The 15,075-nt window shown below is 61.0% G+C and carries 16 protein-coding genes and 2 pseudogenes; 12 read left to right on the top strand and 6 right to left on the bottom strand.

The annotated features are described in order from the left end of the window. Positions 1–71: 71 nt before the first annotated feature. Genes LRO94_RS09355 through LRO94_RS09390 form a run of 8 tightly spaced genes read left to right on the top strand, consistent with a single transcriptional unit; the run spans position 72 to position 6,063 of the window. A complete protein-coding gene (locus LRO94_RS09355; RefSeq protein WP_032889098.1) occupies positions 72–827 on the top strand; it encodes a heme ABC transporter permease in 756 nt (251 codons plus the stop codon). Continuing rightward, positions 824–1,000: a heme exporter protein CcmD gene (gene ccmD / locus LRO94_RS09360; RefSeq protein ID WP_003172771.1), complete on the top strand. Its 177-nt coding sequence runs from the start codon at positions 824–826 to the stop codon at positions 998–1,000. Before LRO94_RS09355 ends, ccmD begins: the two co-directional genes overlap by 4 nt. Then, positions 997–1,452, top strand: coding sequence for a cytochrome c maturation protein CcmE (ccmE, locus tag LRO94_RS09365; protein ID WP_032889100.1), 456 nt, complete (start codon positions 997–999; stop codon positions 1,450–1,452). Before ccmD ends, ccmE begins: the two co-directional genes overlap by 4 nt. Positions 1,453–1,455: 3 nt before the next feature. Beyond that, positions 1,456–3,447, top strand: coding sequence for a heme lyase CcmF/NrfE family subunit (locus LRO94_RS09370; RefSeq protein WP_122755804.1), 1,992 nt, complete (start codon positions 1,456–1,458; stop codon positions 3,445–3,447). Next, a complete protein-coding gene (locus LRO94_RS09375; RefSeq protein ID WP_122755805.1) occupies positions 3,447–4,001 on the top strand; it encodes a DsbE family thiol:disulfide interchange protein in 555 nt (184 codons plus the stop codon). Before LRO94_RS09370 ends, LRO94_RS09375 begins: the two co-directional genes overlap by 1 nt. Further along, positions 3,998–4,471 carry a cytochrome c-type biogenesis protein gene (locus LRO94_RS09380; protein ID WP_032889105.1) on the top strand — a complete coding sequence of 158 codons (474 nt, stop codon included), beginning with the start codon at positions 3,998–4,000 and terminating at the stop codon, positions 4,469–4,471. Before LRO94_RS09375 ends, LRO94_RS09380 begins: the two co-directional genes overlap by 4 nt. Then, positions 4,464–5,648, top strand: a complete 1,185-nt coding sequence (ccmI, locus tag LRO94_RS09385) for a c-type cytochrome biogenesis protein CcmI (RefSeq protein ID WP_032889107.1) — start codon at positions 4,464–4,466, stop codon at positions 5,646–5,648. The genes LRO94_RS09380 and ccmI overlap by 8 nt, the downstream gene beginning before the upstream one ends. 16 nt (positions 5,649–5,664) lie before the next feature. After that, positions 5,665–6,063: a hypothetical protein gene (locus LRO94_RS09390; protein ID WP_095184242.1), complete on the top strand. Its 399-nt coding sequence runs from the start codon at positions 5,665–5,667 to the stop codon at positions 6,061–6,063. A gap of 209 nt (positions 6,064–6,272) precedes the next feature. Here the strand turns inward: LRO94_RS09390 and LRO94_RS09395 are convergent, their stop codons facing one another. Further along, a complete protein-coding gene (locus LRO94_RS09395) occupies positions 6,273–7,256 on the bottom strand; it encodes a hypothetical protein (RefSeq protein WP_177326449.1) in 984 nt (327 codons plus the stop codon). Positions 7,257–7,351: 95 nt separating this feature from the next. Here LRO94_RS09395 and LRO94_RS09400 point away from each other — a divergent pair. Both LRO94_RS09400 and phnN read left to right on the top strand, forming a co-directional pair. After that, positions 7,352–7,583, top strand: a pseudogene (locus LRO94_RS09400) (alpha-D-ribose 1-methylphosphonate 5-triphosphate diphosphatase); the annotation flags it as partial. After that, a complete protein-coding gene (gene phnN / locus LRO94_RS09405; RefSeq protein ID WP_179179316.1) occupies positions 7,583–8,155 on the top strand; it encodes a phosphonate metabolism protein/1,5-bisphosphokinase (PRPP-forming) PhnN in 573 nt (190 codons plus the stop codon). The pseudogene LRO94_RS09400 and the gene phnN, both read left to right, overlap by 1 nt. A gap of 35 nt (positions 8,156–8,190) precedes the next feature. Here phnN and LRO94_RS09410 read toward each other — a convergent pair whose 3' ends face one another. After that, on the bottom strand, positions 8,191–8,886 hold the full coding sequence (locus LRO94_RS09410) for an ArsR/SmtB family transcription factor (protein ID WP_179179315.1): 696 nt from the start codon (positions 8,884–8,886) through the stop codon (positions 8,191–8,193). Positions 8,887–8,960: 74 nt separating this feature from the next. Here LRO94_RS09410 and LRO94_RS09415 point away from each other — a divergent pair, with 74 nt between their 5' ends. Next, positions 8,961–10,085 (top strand): cytochrome P450, encoded by a 1,125-nt coding sequence (locus tag LRO94_RS09415; RefSeq protein WP_179179314.1) that lies wholly within the window; start codon positions 8,961–8,963, stop codon positions 10,083–10,085. A 107-nt stretch (positions 10,086–10,192) separates the two neighbouring features. Further along, positions 10,193–10,642, top strand: a pseudogene (locus LRO94_RS09425) (type II toxin-antitoxin system HicB family antitoxin). Here LRO94_RS09425 and LRO94_RS09430 read toward each other — a convergent pair. From LRO94_RS09430 to LRO94_RS09445, 4 genes are all read right to left on the bottom strand, one after another. After that, complete coding sequence (locus LRO94_RS09430) at positions 10,639–11,835, bottom strand: MFS transporter (protein WP_081797774.1); 1,197 nt, start codon at positions 11,833–11,835, stop codon at positions 10,639–10,641. The pseudogene LRO94_RS09425 and the gene LRO94_RS09430 sit on opposite strands and share 4 nt — an antisense overlap. A 274-nt stretch (positions 11,836–12,109) precedes the next feature. Then, complete coding sequence (locus LRO94_RS09435; RefSeq protein WP_032889121.1) at positions 12,110–13,114, bottom strand: sulfate ABC transporter substrate-binding protein; 1,005 nt, start codon at positions 13,112–13,114, stop codon at positions 12,110–12,112. Positions 13,115–13,210: 96 nt separating this feature from the next. After that, positions 13,211–14,035, bottom strand: coding sequence for an ion transporter (locus LRO94_RS09440; protein ID WP_032889122.1), 825 nt, complete (start codon positions 14,033–14,035; stop codon positions 13,211–13,213). Between the two features lie 31 nt (positions 14,036–14,066). Further along, on the bottom strand, positions 14,067–14,942 hold the full coding sequence (locus tag LRO94_RS09445) for an urea transporter (RefSeq protein ID WP_032889124.1): 876 nt from the start codon (positions 14,940–14,942) through the stop codon (positions 14,067–14,069). Positions 14,943–15,075: the final 133 nt, after the last annotated feature.

The following is a 15,075-nucleotide window of genomic DNA, read 5'->3' on the forward strand; positions in this document are numbered from 1 at the left end:
TTGTCAGCTCTTCAACATAAGAAAGACCCTACGTTTCTCGCAATGACGAGAAGCAACCGTGAGAAACAGCAATGAACTGGACCTGGTTTCACAAGCTCGGCTCGCCCAAATGGTTCTACGGCATCAGTGGCAAACTGCTGCCTTGGTTCAGCATCGCCGCCGTGTTGCTGATCGGCATCGGCCTGGTCTGGGGCCTGGCCTTCGCGCCGCCGGACTACCAGCAAGGCAACAGCTTTCGCATCATCTATATCCACGTACCTGCCGCGATGCTGGCCCAGTCCTGTTACGTGATGCTCGCGGTGTGCGGCGTTGTCGGCCTGGTGTGGAAGATGAAGTTGGCCGACGTTGCCCTGCAATGCGCCGCGCCCATCGGTGCGTGGATGACCGCCGTGGCGCTGGTCACCGGCGCGATCTGGGGCAAACCCACCTGGGGCTCGTGGTGGGTGTGGGATGCGCGACTAACGTCCATGTTGATCCTGCTGTTTCTGTACTTCGGTCTGATTGCCCTGGGCAACGCGATCAGTAATCGTGACAGCGCCGCCAAGGCCTGCGCGGTGCTGGCGATTGTCGGCGTGATCAACATCCCGATCATCAAATACTCGGTGGAGTGGTGGAACACCCTGCACCAGGGCGCCACCTTCACCCTCACCGAAAAACCGGCGATGCCCGTGGAAATGTGGGCACCGCTGCTGTTGATGGTGCTGGGCTTCTACTGTTTCTTCGGTGCCGTGCTGCTTATGCGCATGCGCCTCGAGGTGCTCAAGCGTGAAGCCCGCGCCAGTTGGGTCAAGGCCGAAGTGCAAAGCAGCCTGGGAGCGCGCGGATGAGTTTTGCTTCTTTCAGTGATTTTCTCGCCATGGGCCACCACGGCCTGTATGTCTGGACGGCCTACGGCATCTGCCTGGCGGTGCTGGCCCTCAACGTCGCCGCGCCGATCCTGGCCCGCAAGCGTTACCTGCAACAAGAGGCGCGTCGTCTGCGCCGGGAGACCGAAAAGTGAATCCGCTGCGTAGAAAACGTCTGATGATCATCCTCGCCATCATGGCCGGCGTCGGCATTGCCGTGGCCCTGGCCTTGAGCGCGCTGCAACAGAACATCAACCTGTTCTACACCCCGACCCAGATCGCCAATGGCGAAGCACCGGTTGATACCCGCATCCGCGCCGGTGGCATGGTGGAGAAGGGCTCGTTGAAACGTTCCGGCGATTCCCTCGACGTGACCTTCGTGGTTACCGACTTCAATAAGGCCGTGACCATCACCTACCGTGGCATCCTCCCGGACCTGTTCCGCGAAGGCCAGGGCATCGTCGCCCTGGGCAAACTCAACGCTGACGGCGTGGTGGTGGCCGATGAAGTGCTGGCCAAGCACGACGAAAAATACATGCCGCCGGAAGTCACCAAGGCGTTGAAAGAAAGCGGCCAATCGGCACCAACCCCAGCGAAGGAGGGCTAAGTGATGACGTCCGCACTGTTTATTCCTGAGTTGGGCCAATTGGCGATGATTCTCGCCTTGTGCTTCGCCATCGTGCAGGCCGTGGTGCCGTTGCTCGGTGCCTGGCGCGGCGACCGCCTATGGATGAGCCTGGCGCAGCCGGCCGCCTGGGGGCAGTTTGCCTTTCTGCTGTTCGCGTTTGGCTGCCTGACCTACGCCTTTATGACCGACGACTTTTCCGTCGCCTATGTCGCCAATAACTCCAACACCGCGCTGCCTTGGTACTACAAGTTCAGCGCCGTGTGGGGCGCCCACGAAGGTTCGTTGCTGCTGTGGGCGTTGATCCTCGGCGGCTGGACCTTCGCTGTATCGGTGTTCTCGCGCCAATTGCCGCAAGTGATGCTGGCGCGGGTGCTGGCGGTGATGGGCATGATCAGCATTGGTTTTTTGCTGTTCCTGATCATGACCTCCAACCCTTTCAGCCGCATCCTGCCGCAGATTCCATCGGATGGGCATGACCTCAACCCCTTGCTGCAAGACATTGGCCTGATCGTGCACCCGCCGATGCTCTACATGGGTTACGTCGGTTTCTCCGTGGCCTTCGCCTTCGCCATCGCCGCCTTGCTTGGCGGGCGTCTGGATGCCGCGTGGGCGCGCTGGTCGCGGCCATGGACCATCGTCGCCTGGGCGTTCCTGGGTATCGGCATCACCCTCGGCTCGTGGTGGGCCTACTACGAACTCGGCTGGGGCGGGTGGTGGTTCTGGGACCCGGTGGAAAACGCCTCGTTCATGCCGTGGCTGGTGGGTACTGCACTGATTCACTCGTTGGCCGTCACCGAAAAGCGCGGCGTGTTCAAGAGCTGGACCGTGTTGCTGGCCATCGCGGCATTTTCCCTCAGCCTGCTGGGCACATTCCTCGTGCGTTCGGGTGTGTTGACCTCGGTGCACGCCTTTGCGTCCGACCCGGAGCGCGGCGTGTTCATCCTGATCTTCCTGCTGTTTGTGGTTGGCGGCTCCCTGACCCTGTTCGCCCTGCGCGCGCCGGTGGTCAAAAGCCAGGTCGGCTTCAATCTGTGGTCGCGGGAAACCCTGCTGCTGGGCAATAACCTGGTGCTGGTGGTGGCCGCGTCGATGATCCTGCTCGGCACTCTGTACCCCCTGGTGTTGGATGCCCTGAGCGGCGCCAAACTGTCCGTCGGCCCGCCGTACTTCAACGCGTTGTTCATCCCGTTGATGGGTTTGTTGATGGTGGTGATGGCGGTCGGCATGCTGGTGCGCTGGAAGGACACCCCGGTCAAATGGCTGGTCGGCATGTTGATGCCGGTGCTGCTCGGCAGCGTGGCCCTGGCCGTGGTCGCCGGGATTGCCTATGGCGACTTCAACTGGGCGGTGCTCGCCACCTTCCTGCTCGCCGCCTGGGTATTGCTGGCCGGTGTGCGCGACATCTTCGACAAGACCCGCCACAAAGGCCTGGTCAAAGGCCTGCCGACGCTGACCCGCAGCTACTGGGGCATGCAGATCGCCCACATCGGCATCGCCGTGTGTGCGCTGGGCGTGGTGCTGTCCAGCCAGAACAGCGCCGAGCGCGATCTGCGTCTGGCGCCGGGCGAGTCTATGGACCTTGCTGGGTACCAGTTCATCTTCGAGGGCGCCAAGCACTTTGAAGGGCCGAATTTCACGTCGGACAAAGGCACCGTGCGGGTAGTCCGCAACGGTAAGGAAATCGCCGTATTGCACCCCGAAAAACGCCTGTACACCGTGCAGAGCTCGATGATGACCGAAGCCGGTATCGACGCGGGTTTCACCCGTGACCTCTATGTGGCACTGGGCGAACCGTTGGGCGAGGGCGCCTGGGCAGTGCGCGTGCATGTGAAACCGTTTGTGCGTTGGATCTGGTTCGGCGGTTTGCTCACTGGGTTTGGCGGTTTGCTGGCCGCGCTGGACCGGCGTTATCGGGTCAAGGTCAAGAGCCGAGTGCGTGAAGCGATTGGTTTGACCCCTCAAGGGATTAGCTGATGAGTATTGATAGTAAGCGTTGGATAGTCGTGGGGCTGATAGCTGCGGTACTTGGCGCGTTCGCCACGATCGTAGTTGTACAGCTTAATAAAGGTGATCCAACTACATTGCCCTCGGCACTCATAAATAAGCCTTTCCCTGAGTTTTCATTGGTCAATGTCCAGGGCACCAAGCAACTTACTAGAACCGATCTTCTGGGTAAGCCTGCGCTCGTAAATGTATGGGCGACCTGGTGCATTTCCTGCCGCGTCGAACACCCGGTGCTGAATAAGTTGGCTGAGAAGGGCGTGGTGATCTACGGCATCAACTACAAGGACGACAATGCGGCGGCCTTGAAGTGGCTGGCCGAGTTCCACAACCCTTACCAACTGGATATCCGTGATGAAGACGGCAATCTCGGTCTCAACCTCGGCGTTTACGGCGCCCCGGAAACCTTCTTCATTGATGCCAAGGGTGTGATCCGCGACAAATACGTCGGTGTGATCGACGAGGTGGTCTGGCGCGAGCAACTGGCTGCCAAGTACCAGGCGCTGGTCGATGAGGCCAAGCCATGAAGCGTCTGTTAGTCGCTGCCGTGCTGGCACTGGGTTTGGCGGGTGTGGCCCACGCCGCCATCGACACGTACGAATTCGCCAAGGACGGTGACCGCGAGCGTTTCCGTGAATTGACCAAGGAACTGCGCTGCCCCAAGTGTCAGAACCAGGACATCGCCGACTCCAACGCTCCCATCGCCGCCGACCTGCGCAAAGAGATCTTCCGCATGCTGGGAGAGGGCAAGGACAACCAGCAGATCATCGACTTCATGGTCGATCGCTATGGTGATTTCGTGCGCTACAAACCGGCCCTCACCGGCAAGACCGCGCTGCTCTGGTTCGGCCCAGCAGGGCTGTTATTGGCCGGCGTGGTGGTGATGGCGGTGATCGTGCGCCGTCGCCGCGCAGCGCCGACCGATGGTTCTGACGCGCTGTCCCCCGAAGAGCGTAAACGCCTCGACCAATTGCTGGACACCAAGACTGATGATTGATTTCTGGCTCGCAGCCGGCTTGCTGCTTCTGATTGCCCTGAGTTTCCTGTTGATCCCTGTGTTGCGCGGCCGCCGTGCCCAGCGCGAAGAGGATCGCACCGCGCTGAACGTGGCGCTGTATCAAGAACGCGTCGCCGAGTTGCAAGTGCAGCAGGACGAAGGCGTGCTCAACGCCGCGCAACTCGACACCGGTCGCGCCGAAGCCGCCCGCGAACTGCTGGCGGATACCGAGGGTGTGGAAAAACCCCGCGAATCGCGCCTGGGCAAACCGCTGCCATTGCTCGCCGCCGTCCTCGTCCCCGTCCTTGGCTTGGGCCTGTACATGCACTTTGGTGCCAGCGACAAGGTCGAGCTGACCCGCGAATTCTCACAGCCACCGGTGTCCATGGAAGACATGACCCACCGCCTGGAACGCGCGGCTGCGGCCCAACCGGATTCGGCCGAAGGCCTGTACTTCCTCGGTCGCGCCTATATGGCCCAAGACCGCTCCGCAGACGCCGCGAAAGTGTTCGAGCGCACCGTGGCCCTGGCCGGGCGCCAGCCGGAGCTGCTGGGGCAGTGGGCCCAGGCGCAGTACTTTGCCGACAACAAACAGTGGTCGCCCAAGGTGCAGGCGCTCACTGATGAAGCCTTGAAGCTGGACCCGAAGGAAGTCACCAGCCTGGGCTTGCTGGGCATTGCGGCATTTGAAGGCAAGCGTTATCAAGAGGCCATCGACTACTGGACCCGTCTGTTGGCCCAACTGCCACCGGAAGATAATTCCCGTGCTGCCCTGCAAGGCGGCATCGACCGGGCTGCGCAAAGTCTGAAGGAGAGCGGGGGCAGCGTCGCCCAAAAGGCTGTGATGAAGGTACGTGTGGACCTGTCCGCCGACGTGAAGGCCAAGGCCTTGCCAACCGACAGCGTGTTCATCTTCGCCCGCGCCGTCAGTGGCCCGCCGGCACCTCTGGCGGTCAAACGCGTCACCGTCGCCGAATTGCCTGTTACCGTCGAACTGGGTGACGCCGATGCAATGATGCCGCAATTGAAACTGTCCAACTTCCCCGAAGTCCAACTGGTTGCGCGCATATCCCGGGCCGGTCAACCAACCACTGGCGAGTGGATCGGCCGCAGCCAACCCCTGGCCAGCAGCACCACTGCGCTGCAACAGCTGACCATCGACAGTCCGGACAAGTAATTTTGAGGAAACGCCTATGACGACCGCATTCGCACGCATCACCTTGCTCAGCCTGGTACTGGGCCTGAGCGCCTGTGCGGTCCATCGGCCACCACCTGGCCCGACCGGCCCGACTATCCCGCCGTCCGGCCCCTCGACTCAGCCGAGCACCAAGCCTTCCGGCCCGGTCACCCCGCCACCGAAGCCTGCCCCGACTAAATCGCCGACCTTCGCCCCCCCACCGGGCGCCGCCAGCCATTGGGACGGCAAGATGCAGGTGTACGTGCTTGATGACCAACCGGACACGTTCTACCGCCAGCGCACCTACTACCGCTGGAGCAACGGCTGGAGCCGCTCCATCAGCCCCAATGGGCCGTGGGAAGACACCAACGTGCAAGGTGTGCCGCCGGGGTTGAGCAAGCAGTACGCGCAATGACAAAAGGCGACCTTCGGGTCGCCTTTTTCATGCCTGTGAATTCCATCCTTCCAGGCACTGAAGTTCAAATACGGGAGGGGGCTTGCTCCCGATAGCGCCAGGTCAGTCGCTGATTAGCTGAATATGGCATCGCCATCGGGGGCAAGCCCCGTCCCACAGTGGATCTCCTCAGCCCTCGGGCCATGGAGGCGCCGGTACCATGCCGCTTCTCATATGTTCATCAGTTTCGCCGCAATGGCATTCCAGCCAGCCGGTTCATGGATCATGGTCAAGTAGTCATGGCCCGCGAAGAACTGCCCCTGAAACGTGTGCTTAGCCATGATCTCCTTGATGATCATCGTGGCAGGGCCCAAGCCGGTATTGCCGGTTCGGGCATCGAGTGCACGACCTCGCACTTGAGTGGTGATTGCGGCGCCGAGCATCATCTTTCTTTGTTCAAGCTGCTTGATCTGATCTGCTCGGGATAAGCCGGCGAGGCTGGCTTGCGGCATATCGCCGACGTTGGGGTTCTGTTCAAGAAAGGCCGCCCACTGCAACTCCATCGCCGCCACCTTGCACAGGGCGGCGTAACGGTCGCTGACCATCAGCCTGGCCAGTTCAAGTTGGAAGCTGACCATGATGAGCGGGATTTTCCCGACCAGGCCGATGCCGGTAAATGAAAGCAAGGTCGAGGTGGTCGAGATGGCCATTTCTGTGCCTCGAAATGCGAGCTTCTTGAACTTTACCTCGATGGCCAGTTGCAGCCATTTAATCGCATCACTGACTTGTTCATCACCAGCGGCGAAGGGTTGATAAGCCGCCAGCATTTTTGACAGCCGACGCAGATGTATCGCCGTAGAGGTCGTGGCAGACGCATGCCTGGCTGCATAGAAGGGCGCGGGAATAGGCGAGATCGCCGGGCTTATCGCCGCCACTCCCACCCCGGTTGCGCCAACACCCAAGCTTTTGTATTTGCGGTGTGAAAGCATCTTTTGGGTTTTGGGCGAGGGTCCGCAATTGCCGTTTTTGACAAAGTACGGGTTGAGTTTCAACCCGCTTTTTTCGCAGACCTTCATATAACTTCTGGCGGCGCCTATGGTTGTGATGATGGGGTGAAGGCCTGCCAGTCCGGAAAGAAGGCTAAAGAATATGTCTTCTTTTGATTGTTCTGTTTGAGCGGTTTCACGTACTTGCGCTGCGATTGAGTCGGGCACTGTTTCGTCTCCGTTGAGGGGAGAAGGGATAGGAGCCTGTACCGTAGATAAGCACCGTAGTGCTGGCTGTAGGATTGTTCGGGGAGGCATCACTCGTCTTTGTGGTCGCGCCGAACCTGGTGCGCTGCGGGTCGCACTCGGGTAATGTGGCCGCCGCCGGCCTGGCTGCCGAAGGATTGCTGGATATACTTTTCAGTGATCGCTATCCGCCCAGCCTGTTGCAGGCGGCATTTGTACGGGCCATCGGGCCGAGCTGATGCAAGCCAGGCGCCGCGAAGGGCTTCCTGTGGTGCATAAGTCTGGCGACAAGCGAAGAGGGTGTGTTGATGGCGGGCAGGTTGATCTATCTCATCGGGCCATCGGGTTCGGGCAAGGACAGCCTGCTGGATGCCGCCCGTCCGCAGTTGGTCGAGCGCGGCTGCCGCATCGTGCGGCGCGTCATCACCCGTTCGGCGGAAGCCGTGGGCGAGGCGGCGCACGGTGTGAGCGCGGAGAAGTTTGCGGTGATGCGTACCGAGGGGGCGTTTGCCCTCAGTTGGCAGGCCAACGGCTTGTCCTATGGCATTCCACGGGAAATCGACGATTGGCTGGCGGCGGGGGATGACGTTCTGGTCAACGGCTCGCGTGCACACCTGGCGCAGGCCCACGCGCGTTATCCGCAGATGCTGGTGCTATTGCTGACCGTGGATCAAGGCGTGTTACGCCAGCGCTTGATCGCGCGGGGACGAGAGTTGCCGGCCGACATCGAGGAGCGCTTGGCGCGCAATGCGCGGTTTACTCAAGAGCTGATCGCCGGCAGTGGTTCAGGGTTGTTTGTGCTGGATAACTCCGGCCCCTTGGAGCACACGGTCGAGCGCCTGTTGCACTGCCTGGATGCTGGGCATTCGGTATGCGCCTGATCCTGCTACGTATCGGCGAGTTTGGCTGGTGATCTTCATGGCTCGCAGATCGTTGTTCCAAATCGGGCCTTGAGCGCTTTGCGGCCCTTTGGCGTCACACTCAGTGCGCGGCTATCCAGGTCCTGTGTTACCCATTCACGGCGAACAGCGTTTTGCAAAAGCGCCGCGCCCAAAGCACCCGCCAGGTGCGGGCGGCGCATGCTCCAGTCCAGGCAGGCGCAGGCGAATCGCCGTCGTTGCGTGCGCAGCGCCGCCACATCAATCCCAAGTTCAACCATCGCCTTGTCGCCGTGTGCGCTGAGTTGGTAGCTGTCGTTCCCGGTCAACCAGCCGGCCTCAATGAAATGGTCGTGCAACGTGACCGCCAACGTACCCGCCATGTGGTCGTAGCAGGTGCGCGCAAACTGCAGACGCGTGGGCGTGCTCGGCACAAACGCCTTGGCGCTGTTGCGGCTGATCACCATCAACCCTTCAATCGCCTGGGCCACCGACGGACCGGCGAGGCTGTAGTACCGGTGACGCCCCTGCGTGTGCAACATGATCAAGCCGTCGTCCTTGAGCCGGGCCAAGTGCGCGCTGGCGGTTGAGGTGCTGACCTCGGCAATCACCGCCATTTCGGTACTGGTACGCGCATGCCCATCCATCAGCGCGCAGAGCATTTTCGTGCGCGCAGGTTCTGCAATTGCGCCGGCGACCTGTGAGAGTGCGACGTCGTCGTCCTGGCCGTTCATATTTCGTTCCTGAGCGAATCGTTACCGGGTGAGGTGGCTGATAGTAGCGGTTCTTCGTGAACAGGACGTCCTGAATGACACCGCTTGAAGCCGCTACCCACGCTGACCCTTATGACTATTACTCACGCCTGAGACGTACTGGCGGGTTGCTGTTCGACGCTGAACTTGGGCTGTGGGTCGCCAGTACAGCCGAGGTGGTTGCGGCTGTTCTGGCTCACCCGGATTGTCGAGTACGCCCGCATCACGAGCCGGTGCCTGCTGCGATTGCGCAAGGCGCTGCAGGCCAGGTATTTGCCCGCTTGATGCGGATGAATGAAGGGACGGCCCATCGATGCCCGCGAGCAGCAGTCGAACCGGCATTGGCTGGCGTAGGCGTCGGGACCGTCGCGGAGGTGGTCGGCAGCCTTATCGACCGCGTGGATAACCTGGAGGCGTTGATGTTCACCTTGCCGGTCTCGGCGGTTGCGGCGTTGCTGGGTTTTCCAACAGGGCAGACAGCAGCGGTTGCCGAGCTGACACGGGATTTCGTCGCCTGCCTCTCGCCGCTGAGCAACGAGGCCCAACGGCATCACGCCGACATCGGAGCGTCGCAGTTGACGCAAATGTTTGGCAACGTACTTGAAGCTTCGGCGTTGATGACGCACATCCGCACAGGCGACTGGATGGACACTGACGTGTTGACCGCGAACCTGATCGGGCTGCTGTCACAGACCTGCGAAGCCACGGCCGGCCTGATAGGTAACACATTGCTGATGCTCGCCCGGCAGCCTGATCTGCTGGAGCAGGTTCAGCACGCGCCCGCCCAGGTCATGGCGCTGGTTGAAGAAGTGGCACGCTTCGATTCCCCAGTGCAGAACACTCGGCGGTTTGTTGCCGAGCGGTGTGTCATCGGTAACCGCGTGCTGGAGGCCGGGGATACCCTTCTGGTGGTGCTGGCGTCCGCCAATCGTGACCCTGCGGCAAACCCGATGCCCGATAGGTTTGTGCTTGAACGCCCGCAGCGGCGCAGCTTCAGCTTTGGTTTCGGCGCTCATCAATGTCCTGGCCAGCGGCTGGCGTTGATCATTGCGTCCCAAACCATCCTTGCGCTGGTCCGTCGCCAGCCTGCCTTGCTGGCGGGCGCGGGGTCATTCGGTTACTGGCCGTCGCTCAACGGGCGGATTCCGAGGTTTCACTCGGCAGCGCTCAACATTCGGTAAAACCACCGCCAGTCAGGCTGAGAGGTTCTGCGCTTGAGCAAAGAAAACTCTAGGGTTGTTTTTGTTCAGGCCAAGCCAAGGAGGCTGGGGTGCAAAGCAGGTGATTGATCAAGGAGCTGAAAGAGGCTGGATGGGTACTGGATCGTGTCACGGGCAGTCATCATATTTTTATCGAATGGGGCGATGACTTTACCGCCACCGGCATTCAAATCCCCGATATTCCAGGCGCTGTCACCGCCGAGGACAGCTTTGAAGAGGCTTACAACGCTGCCGTGTAAGTCGCGCACATCCTGCTGCAGGAGATCGCTGCAGAGGGCGGGACGATTCCGATGCCAACGTCAGTCGCGAACCATCGCGCTCATGAAGACTATGCGGGGATGGGCTGGGGGATGCTGGCGTTGGACATCTCGCCTTATCTGGGCAAGACCGAGAAGGTCAATGCGACCTTGCCCGGTTATGTCATCCAGCGAATCGACCGTTATGTGCGTGAGCACAAGGTCAAAAGCCGCTCGTCATTTCTGGCGGACGCGGCTCTGAAGAAGTTGGTGCGCTCTTAAGCGGTTGCGACCGCCACCCGCCGGGACGCACTCAGGAACCGCAACAACGCCACCAGCGGGAATGCGCTGCCGACCAGCATCACCCCGAGCCAGCCGCCGTGTTCATACACGCTGCTGGCAATCGCTGAGCCAAAGGCGCCGCCGATGAAGATGCTGGTCATGTACAGCGCGTTCAAACGGCTGCGGCTGTTGGCGTCGAGGGCGTAGATGGCGCGTTGGCCCAGGACCATGTTCATCTGCACGCAGAAGTCCAGGACCACACCGGTTACTGCCAGGCCGATCACGCTGTACAGCGGATGCACGAAAGCCGGCAGGAAGCTCAGCGCGGCGAACAACATCGCCAGCAACGAAGCGCGGTGAGTGTGACCGGCATCCGCCAGGCGCCCGGCGATGGGCGCGGCGATGGCGCCCAAGGCACCGACCAGGGCGAACAGGGCGATTTCGCTCTGGCTCAGGCCGTGATTACGCGCCAGCTCCAGTGGCGCGGCGGTCCAGAACAGGCTGAAGGTGGCAAACATGCAGCCTTGGTAAAACGCGCGCTGGCGCAGCACTGGCTGGCGACGCAACAAGGTGCCCAGCGAACCCAGCAATTGGCCATATGTGGCGCTGTGGTCGGGTTGGCGCTTGGGGATGGTCAGCATCAGCACCACGCTGATAAACGCCATCAACCCCGCCGCCGCCATGAACATCGCACGCCAGCCGAAGTGGTCCGCCACCACGCTGGAGACCGGCCGTGCCAGCAGGATGCCCAGCAACAGACCGCCCATGATGCTACCGACCACACGGCCACGGGACTCGGCAGGCGCCAGGTGCGCGGCAAGCGGGATCAGGATCTGCACCGATACTGAACTGAATCCGATCAGCAGCGACACCAGCAAGAACAGGTTCGGCTGTGCGGTGAACGCTGCGCCCAGCAGGCTGGCGATGGCCACCACGGTGGTGAGGATCATCAGCTTGCGGTTTTCCAGCAGGTCGCCCAATGGCACCAGGAAGAACAGCCCCAGGGCATAACCGATTTGCGTCAGGGACACGATCAGGCTGGCCATGGCCGGCGTAAGGCCGATGTCCGGGGCGATCAGTTCAATGATCGGTTGCGCGTAGTAAATGTTGGCAACGATGGCGCCGCAGCAGAACGCAAACAGCATCACCATCCCGCGGGTCATGGTGCTTGTAGTGTGGGGAGTAGCGTTCATGGTGTTCTCATAAAAGCGGAGGAAGATGGCGAGCGAGGGTAAAGCCAAGGCGTACGCACGAGTAGGGCGCTCGTGGTGATATCACTTATGCTGGCTGATGATACATTCAGAAACAACTAAGGTGGTGTGACACTACCGATGCAACGGCCATACAGAAAGCCAAATGTGGGAGGGGGCTTGCCCCCGATGGCGGAGTGTCAGTCACTGGATGTAGTGGCTGACACACTGCTATCGGGAGCGAGCCCCCTCCCACATTTTTTACCGCGTTTCTTAGTTATTGACCGGAGTAGATCTGGTCGAAGATGCCACCGTCATTGAAGTGGGTCTTCTGTACGGTGCGCCAGTCACCAAAGGTTTTCTCCACCGACAGGAAGTCGACTTTCGGGAAGCGGTCGGTGTACTTGGCCAGTACTTTTGGATCACGCGGGCGCAGGTAGTTGTTGGCGGCGATTTCCTGGCCTTCCGGCGACCACAGGTACTTCAGGTAGTCTTCGGCGGCCACGCGGGTGCCTTTCTTCTCGACCACTTTGTCGACCACCGACACCGGCGGCTCGGCTTCAGCGGAAACGCTTGGGTAGATCACTTCAAACTGATCACGGCCGAATTCACGGGCGATCATTTCGGCTTCGTTCTCAAAGGTCACCAGCACGTCGCCGATCTGGTTGGTCATGAACGTGGTGGTCGCTGCACGGCCACCGGTGTCGAGCACAGGCGCTTGCTTGAACAGCTTGCCGACGAAGGTCTTGGCCTTTTCTTCATCGCCGCCGTTCTTGAGCACATAACCCCAGGCCGACAGGTAGGTGTAGCGGCCGTTACCCGAGGTTTTCGGGTTAGGCACGATCACTTGCACGCCATCCTTGAGCAGGTCCGGCCAGTCTTTCAGCGCCTTGGGGTTGCCCTTGCGCACGATGAACACGGTGGCGGAGGTGAACGGCGCGCTGTTGTTGGGCAGGCGCGTGACCCAGTTGTCTGGCACCAGTTTGCCGTTGTCGGCAAGGGCGTTGATGTCGGTGGCCATGTTCATGGTGATCACGTCAGCTGGCAGACCGTCGATCACCGAACGCGCTTGTTTGCTGGAACCGCCGAAGGACATTTGCAGGGTCAGCTTGTCGTTCGGGTGCTCGGCTTCCCAATGCTTCTGGAACGCGGCGTTGTAGTCCTTGTAGAAATCGCGCATTACGTCATAGGAGACGTTGAGCAGTGTGACCGGTGCGGCGTGCACGGCGCCCGCCAGGGCAAGACCGGCGGCCAGGAGAGAGGCACTAACGAGTTTTTTCACTGCTCATTCCTTGTTGTTCGGGAGAAGGGGTAAGGCCATTTGCCAGCGACTATAGCCGGGGCGCCATAGTCGCTTAAAGATTAAAAAGAACTTTGCTTATTCCACTTTCTTGAAAAGATTACTGCCGCAGCGCGAGCAGAACGCCGCATTGGGCTCGTGGCTGTTTTTCTTGCACACGGGGCAGTCGGTTTGCAGCTGTTCACCGCGCATGGCACTGGCCAGCTCCGCGGTAAAAATGCCCGTGGGCACGGCGATGATCGAGTAACCAGTGATCATCACCAGTGACGAAATCACTTGGCCCAGCGGCGTCTTCGGCACGATATCGCCAAAGCCCACGGTGGTCAGGGTGACGATGGCCCAATAGATGCCTTTGGGAATGCTGGTAAACCCGTGTTCCGGGCCTTCGATCACGTACATCAAGGTGCCGAACACCGTCACCAGGGTGCAGACGCTCACCAGGAACACCACGATCTTCTGCTTGCTGCCGCGCAACGCCGCCATCAGGTAGTTGGCTTGCTTGAGGTACGGGCTGAGCTTGAGCACGCGGAAAATCCGCAGCATGCGGATGATGCGGATGATCAGCAGGTACTGCGCATCGCTGTAATACAGCGCAAGGATGCCGGGCACGATGGCGAGCAAATCCACCAGCCCGTAAAAACTGAAGGCATAGCGCAACGGCTTGGGCGAGCAGTACAGGCGCAGCCCGTACTCGATCAGGAAGATGACGGTGAAGCCCCACTCGATATACGCCAGCACATTGGCGTAGTTCTGGTGGATCTGGTCGATGCTGTCGAGCATCACGATCACCAGGCTGGCGAGGATGATCAGCAACAAGATGCCGTCAAAGCGCCGCCCGGCGACGGTGTCGCTCTGAAAAACCATGACGTAGAGCCGCTGGCGCCAGTCGTTGTTGCTGTCCATAAGTCCCGCCCGAATCGAAGATCGAGCAAGCCTAGGGGGATTCGAAGGGGCTGTCCATGCGCGGTTTCTGCACGATTCGGCGACCGGCGCGTACCAGCCAGCAGGCGAGGATAAACGGCGCGGTGAGCGCGGGCAGGTGCAGGGCGGCAAAGCCCGGTGTCAGAAGGATCGCCAGCAGGATGCCGAGCAGCGGCAGCCAGGCTTGGCGACGCGCTTGGCTCAGGGCCAGGGCCGCGAGGGCCGGGTTGTAGCTGTGCAGGCCGAGGAGGGCGCCGGTGCTGTCCTCCAGCATGACGCCGATCAGCACGCCGGCGCTGGCGCCGATCAAGGCCCAGATGGCCGCGCGTCGGTTGGCGAGCCACAGGCCAAGTGCAATCAAGGCGCCGGCCATGGGCTGATCCAGCAGCATGATTTGCGCCAGGCCAGTGAAGGGCGCGCTGAACAAAGCCAGGGCGTCCGGTGCGCCCAGGGCGAAGGTGTTTGGCGCCGCAGTGCCCAGCAGCAGCCAACCCAGCATGACAAACGGCGCGGTGTAGGCAGGCAAGTCATCCGGTTGCGTCGCGTGCTTGAGCCATTGCCGCGTGAGAATCGCACTCAGGCCGCCACACGCCAGGATCAGCGGCGGCAACAAGGCAGACCACGCGAAATGCTCGCTGATCAACAAGCCCAGCAACACGCCGTTGTAGCTATATAAGCCAGCTTGGCGTTCAGCTTTGGGATAACCCCGGCGCTGGGCCGTGAGTAACCCGGCCACGCCACCCAGCAGTGCACCGCCGAGCAAGGCCGGAGCGCCGATCAGGATGGCCAGTAGGCACAGCAAGCCGCACAGCGGCTGGCGTTGCAGGAAGATTTGGCTGAAGCCGTTGAGCAGCGCTTCGGCCCAGTCGGGGCAGGTCTGGTTGTGCATGATGGGGATTCAGTGAGACTGAGTTGTCCCCATCGAGGGCCAGCCCCCTCCCACATTGGACTGCATTCACACATCTAACGATGTGAATCCAATCAAGTGTGGGAGGGGGCTTGCCCCCGATGGGGCCTCTACA

It is taken from the genome of Pseudomonas sivasensis, from assembly GCF_021391435.1.
Lineage (GTDB): Bacteria > Pseudomonadota > Gammaproteobacteria > Pseudomonadales > Pseudomonadaceae > Aquipseudomonas > Aquipseudomonas sivasensis.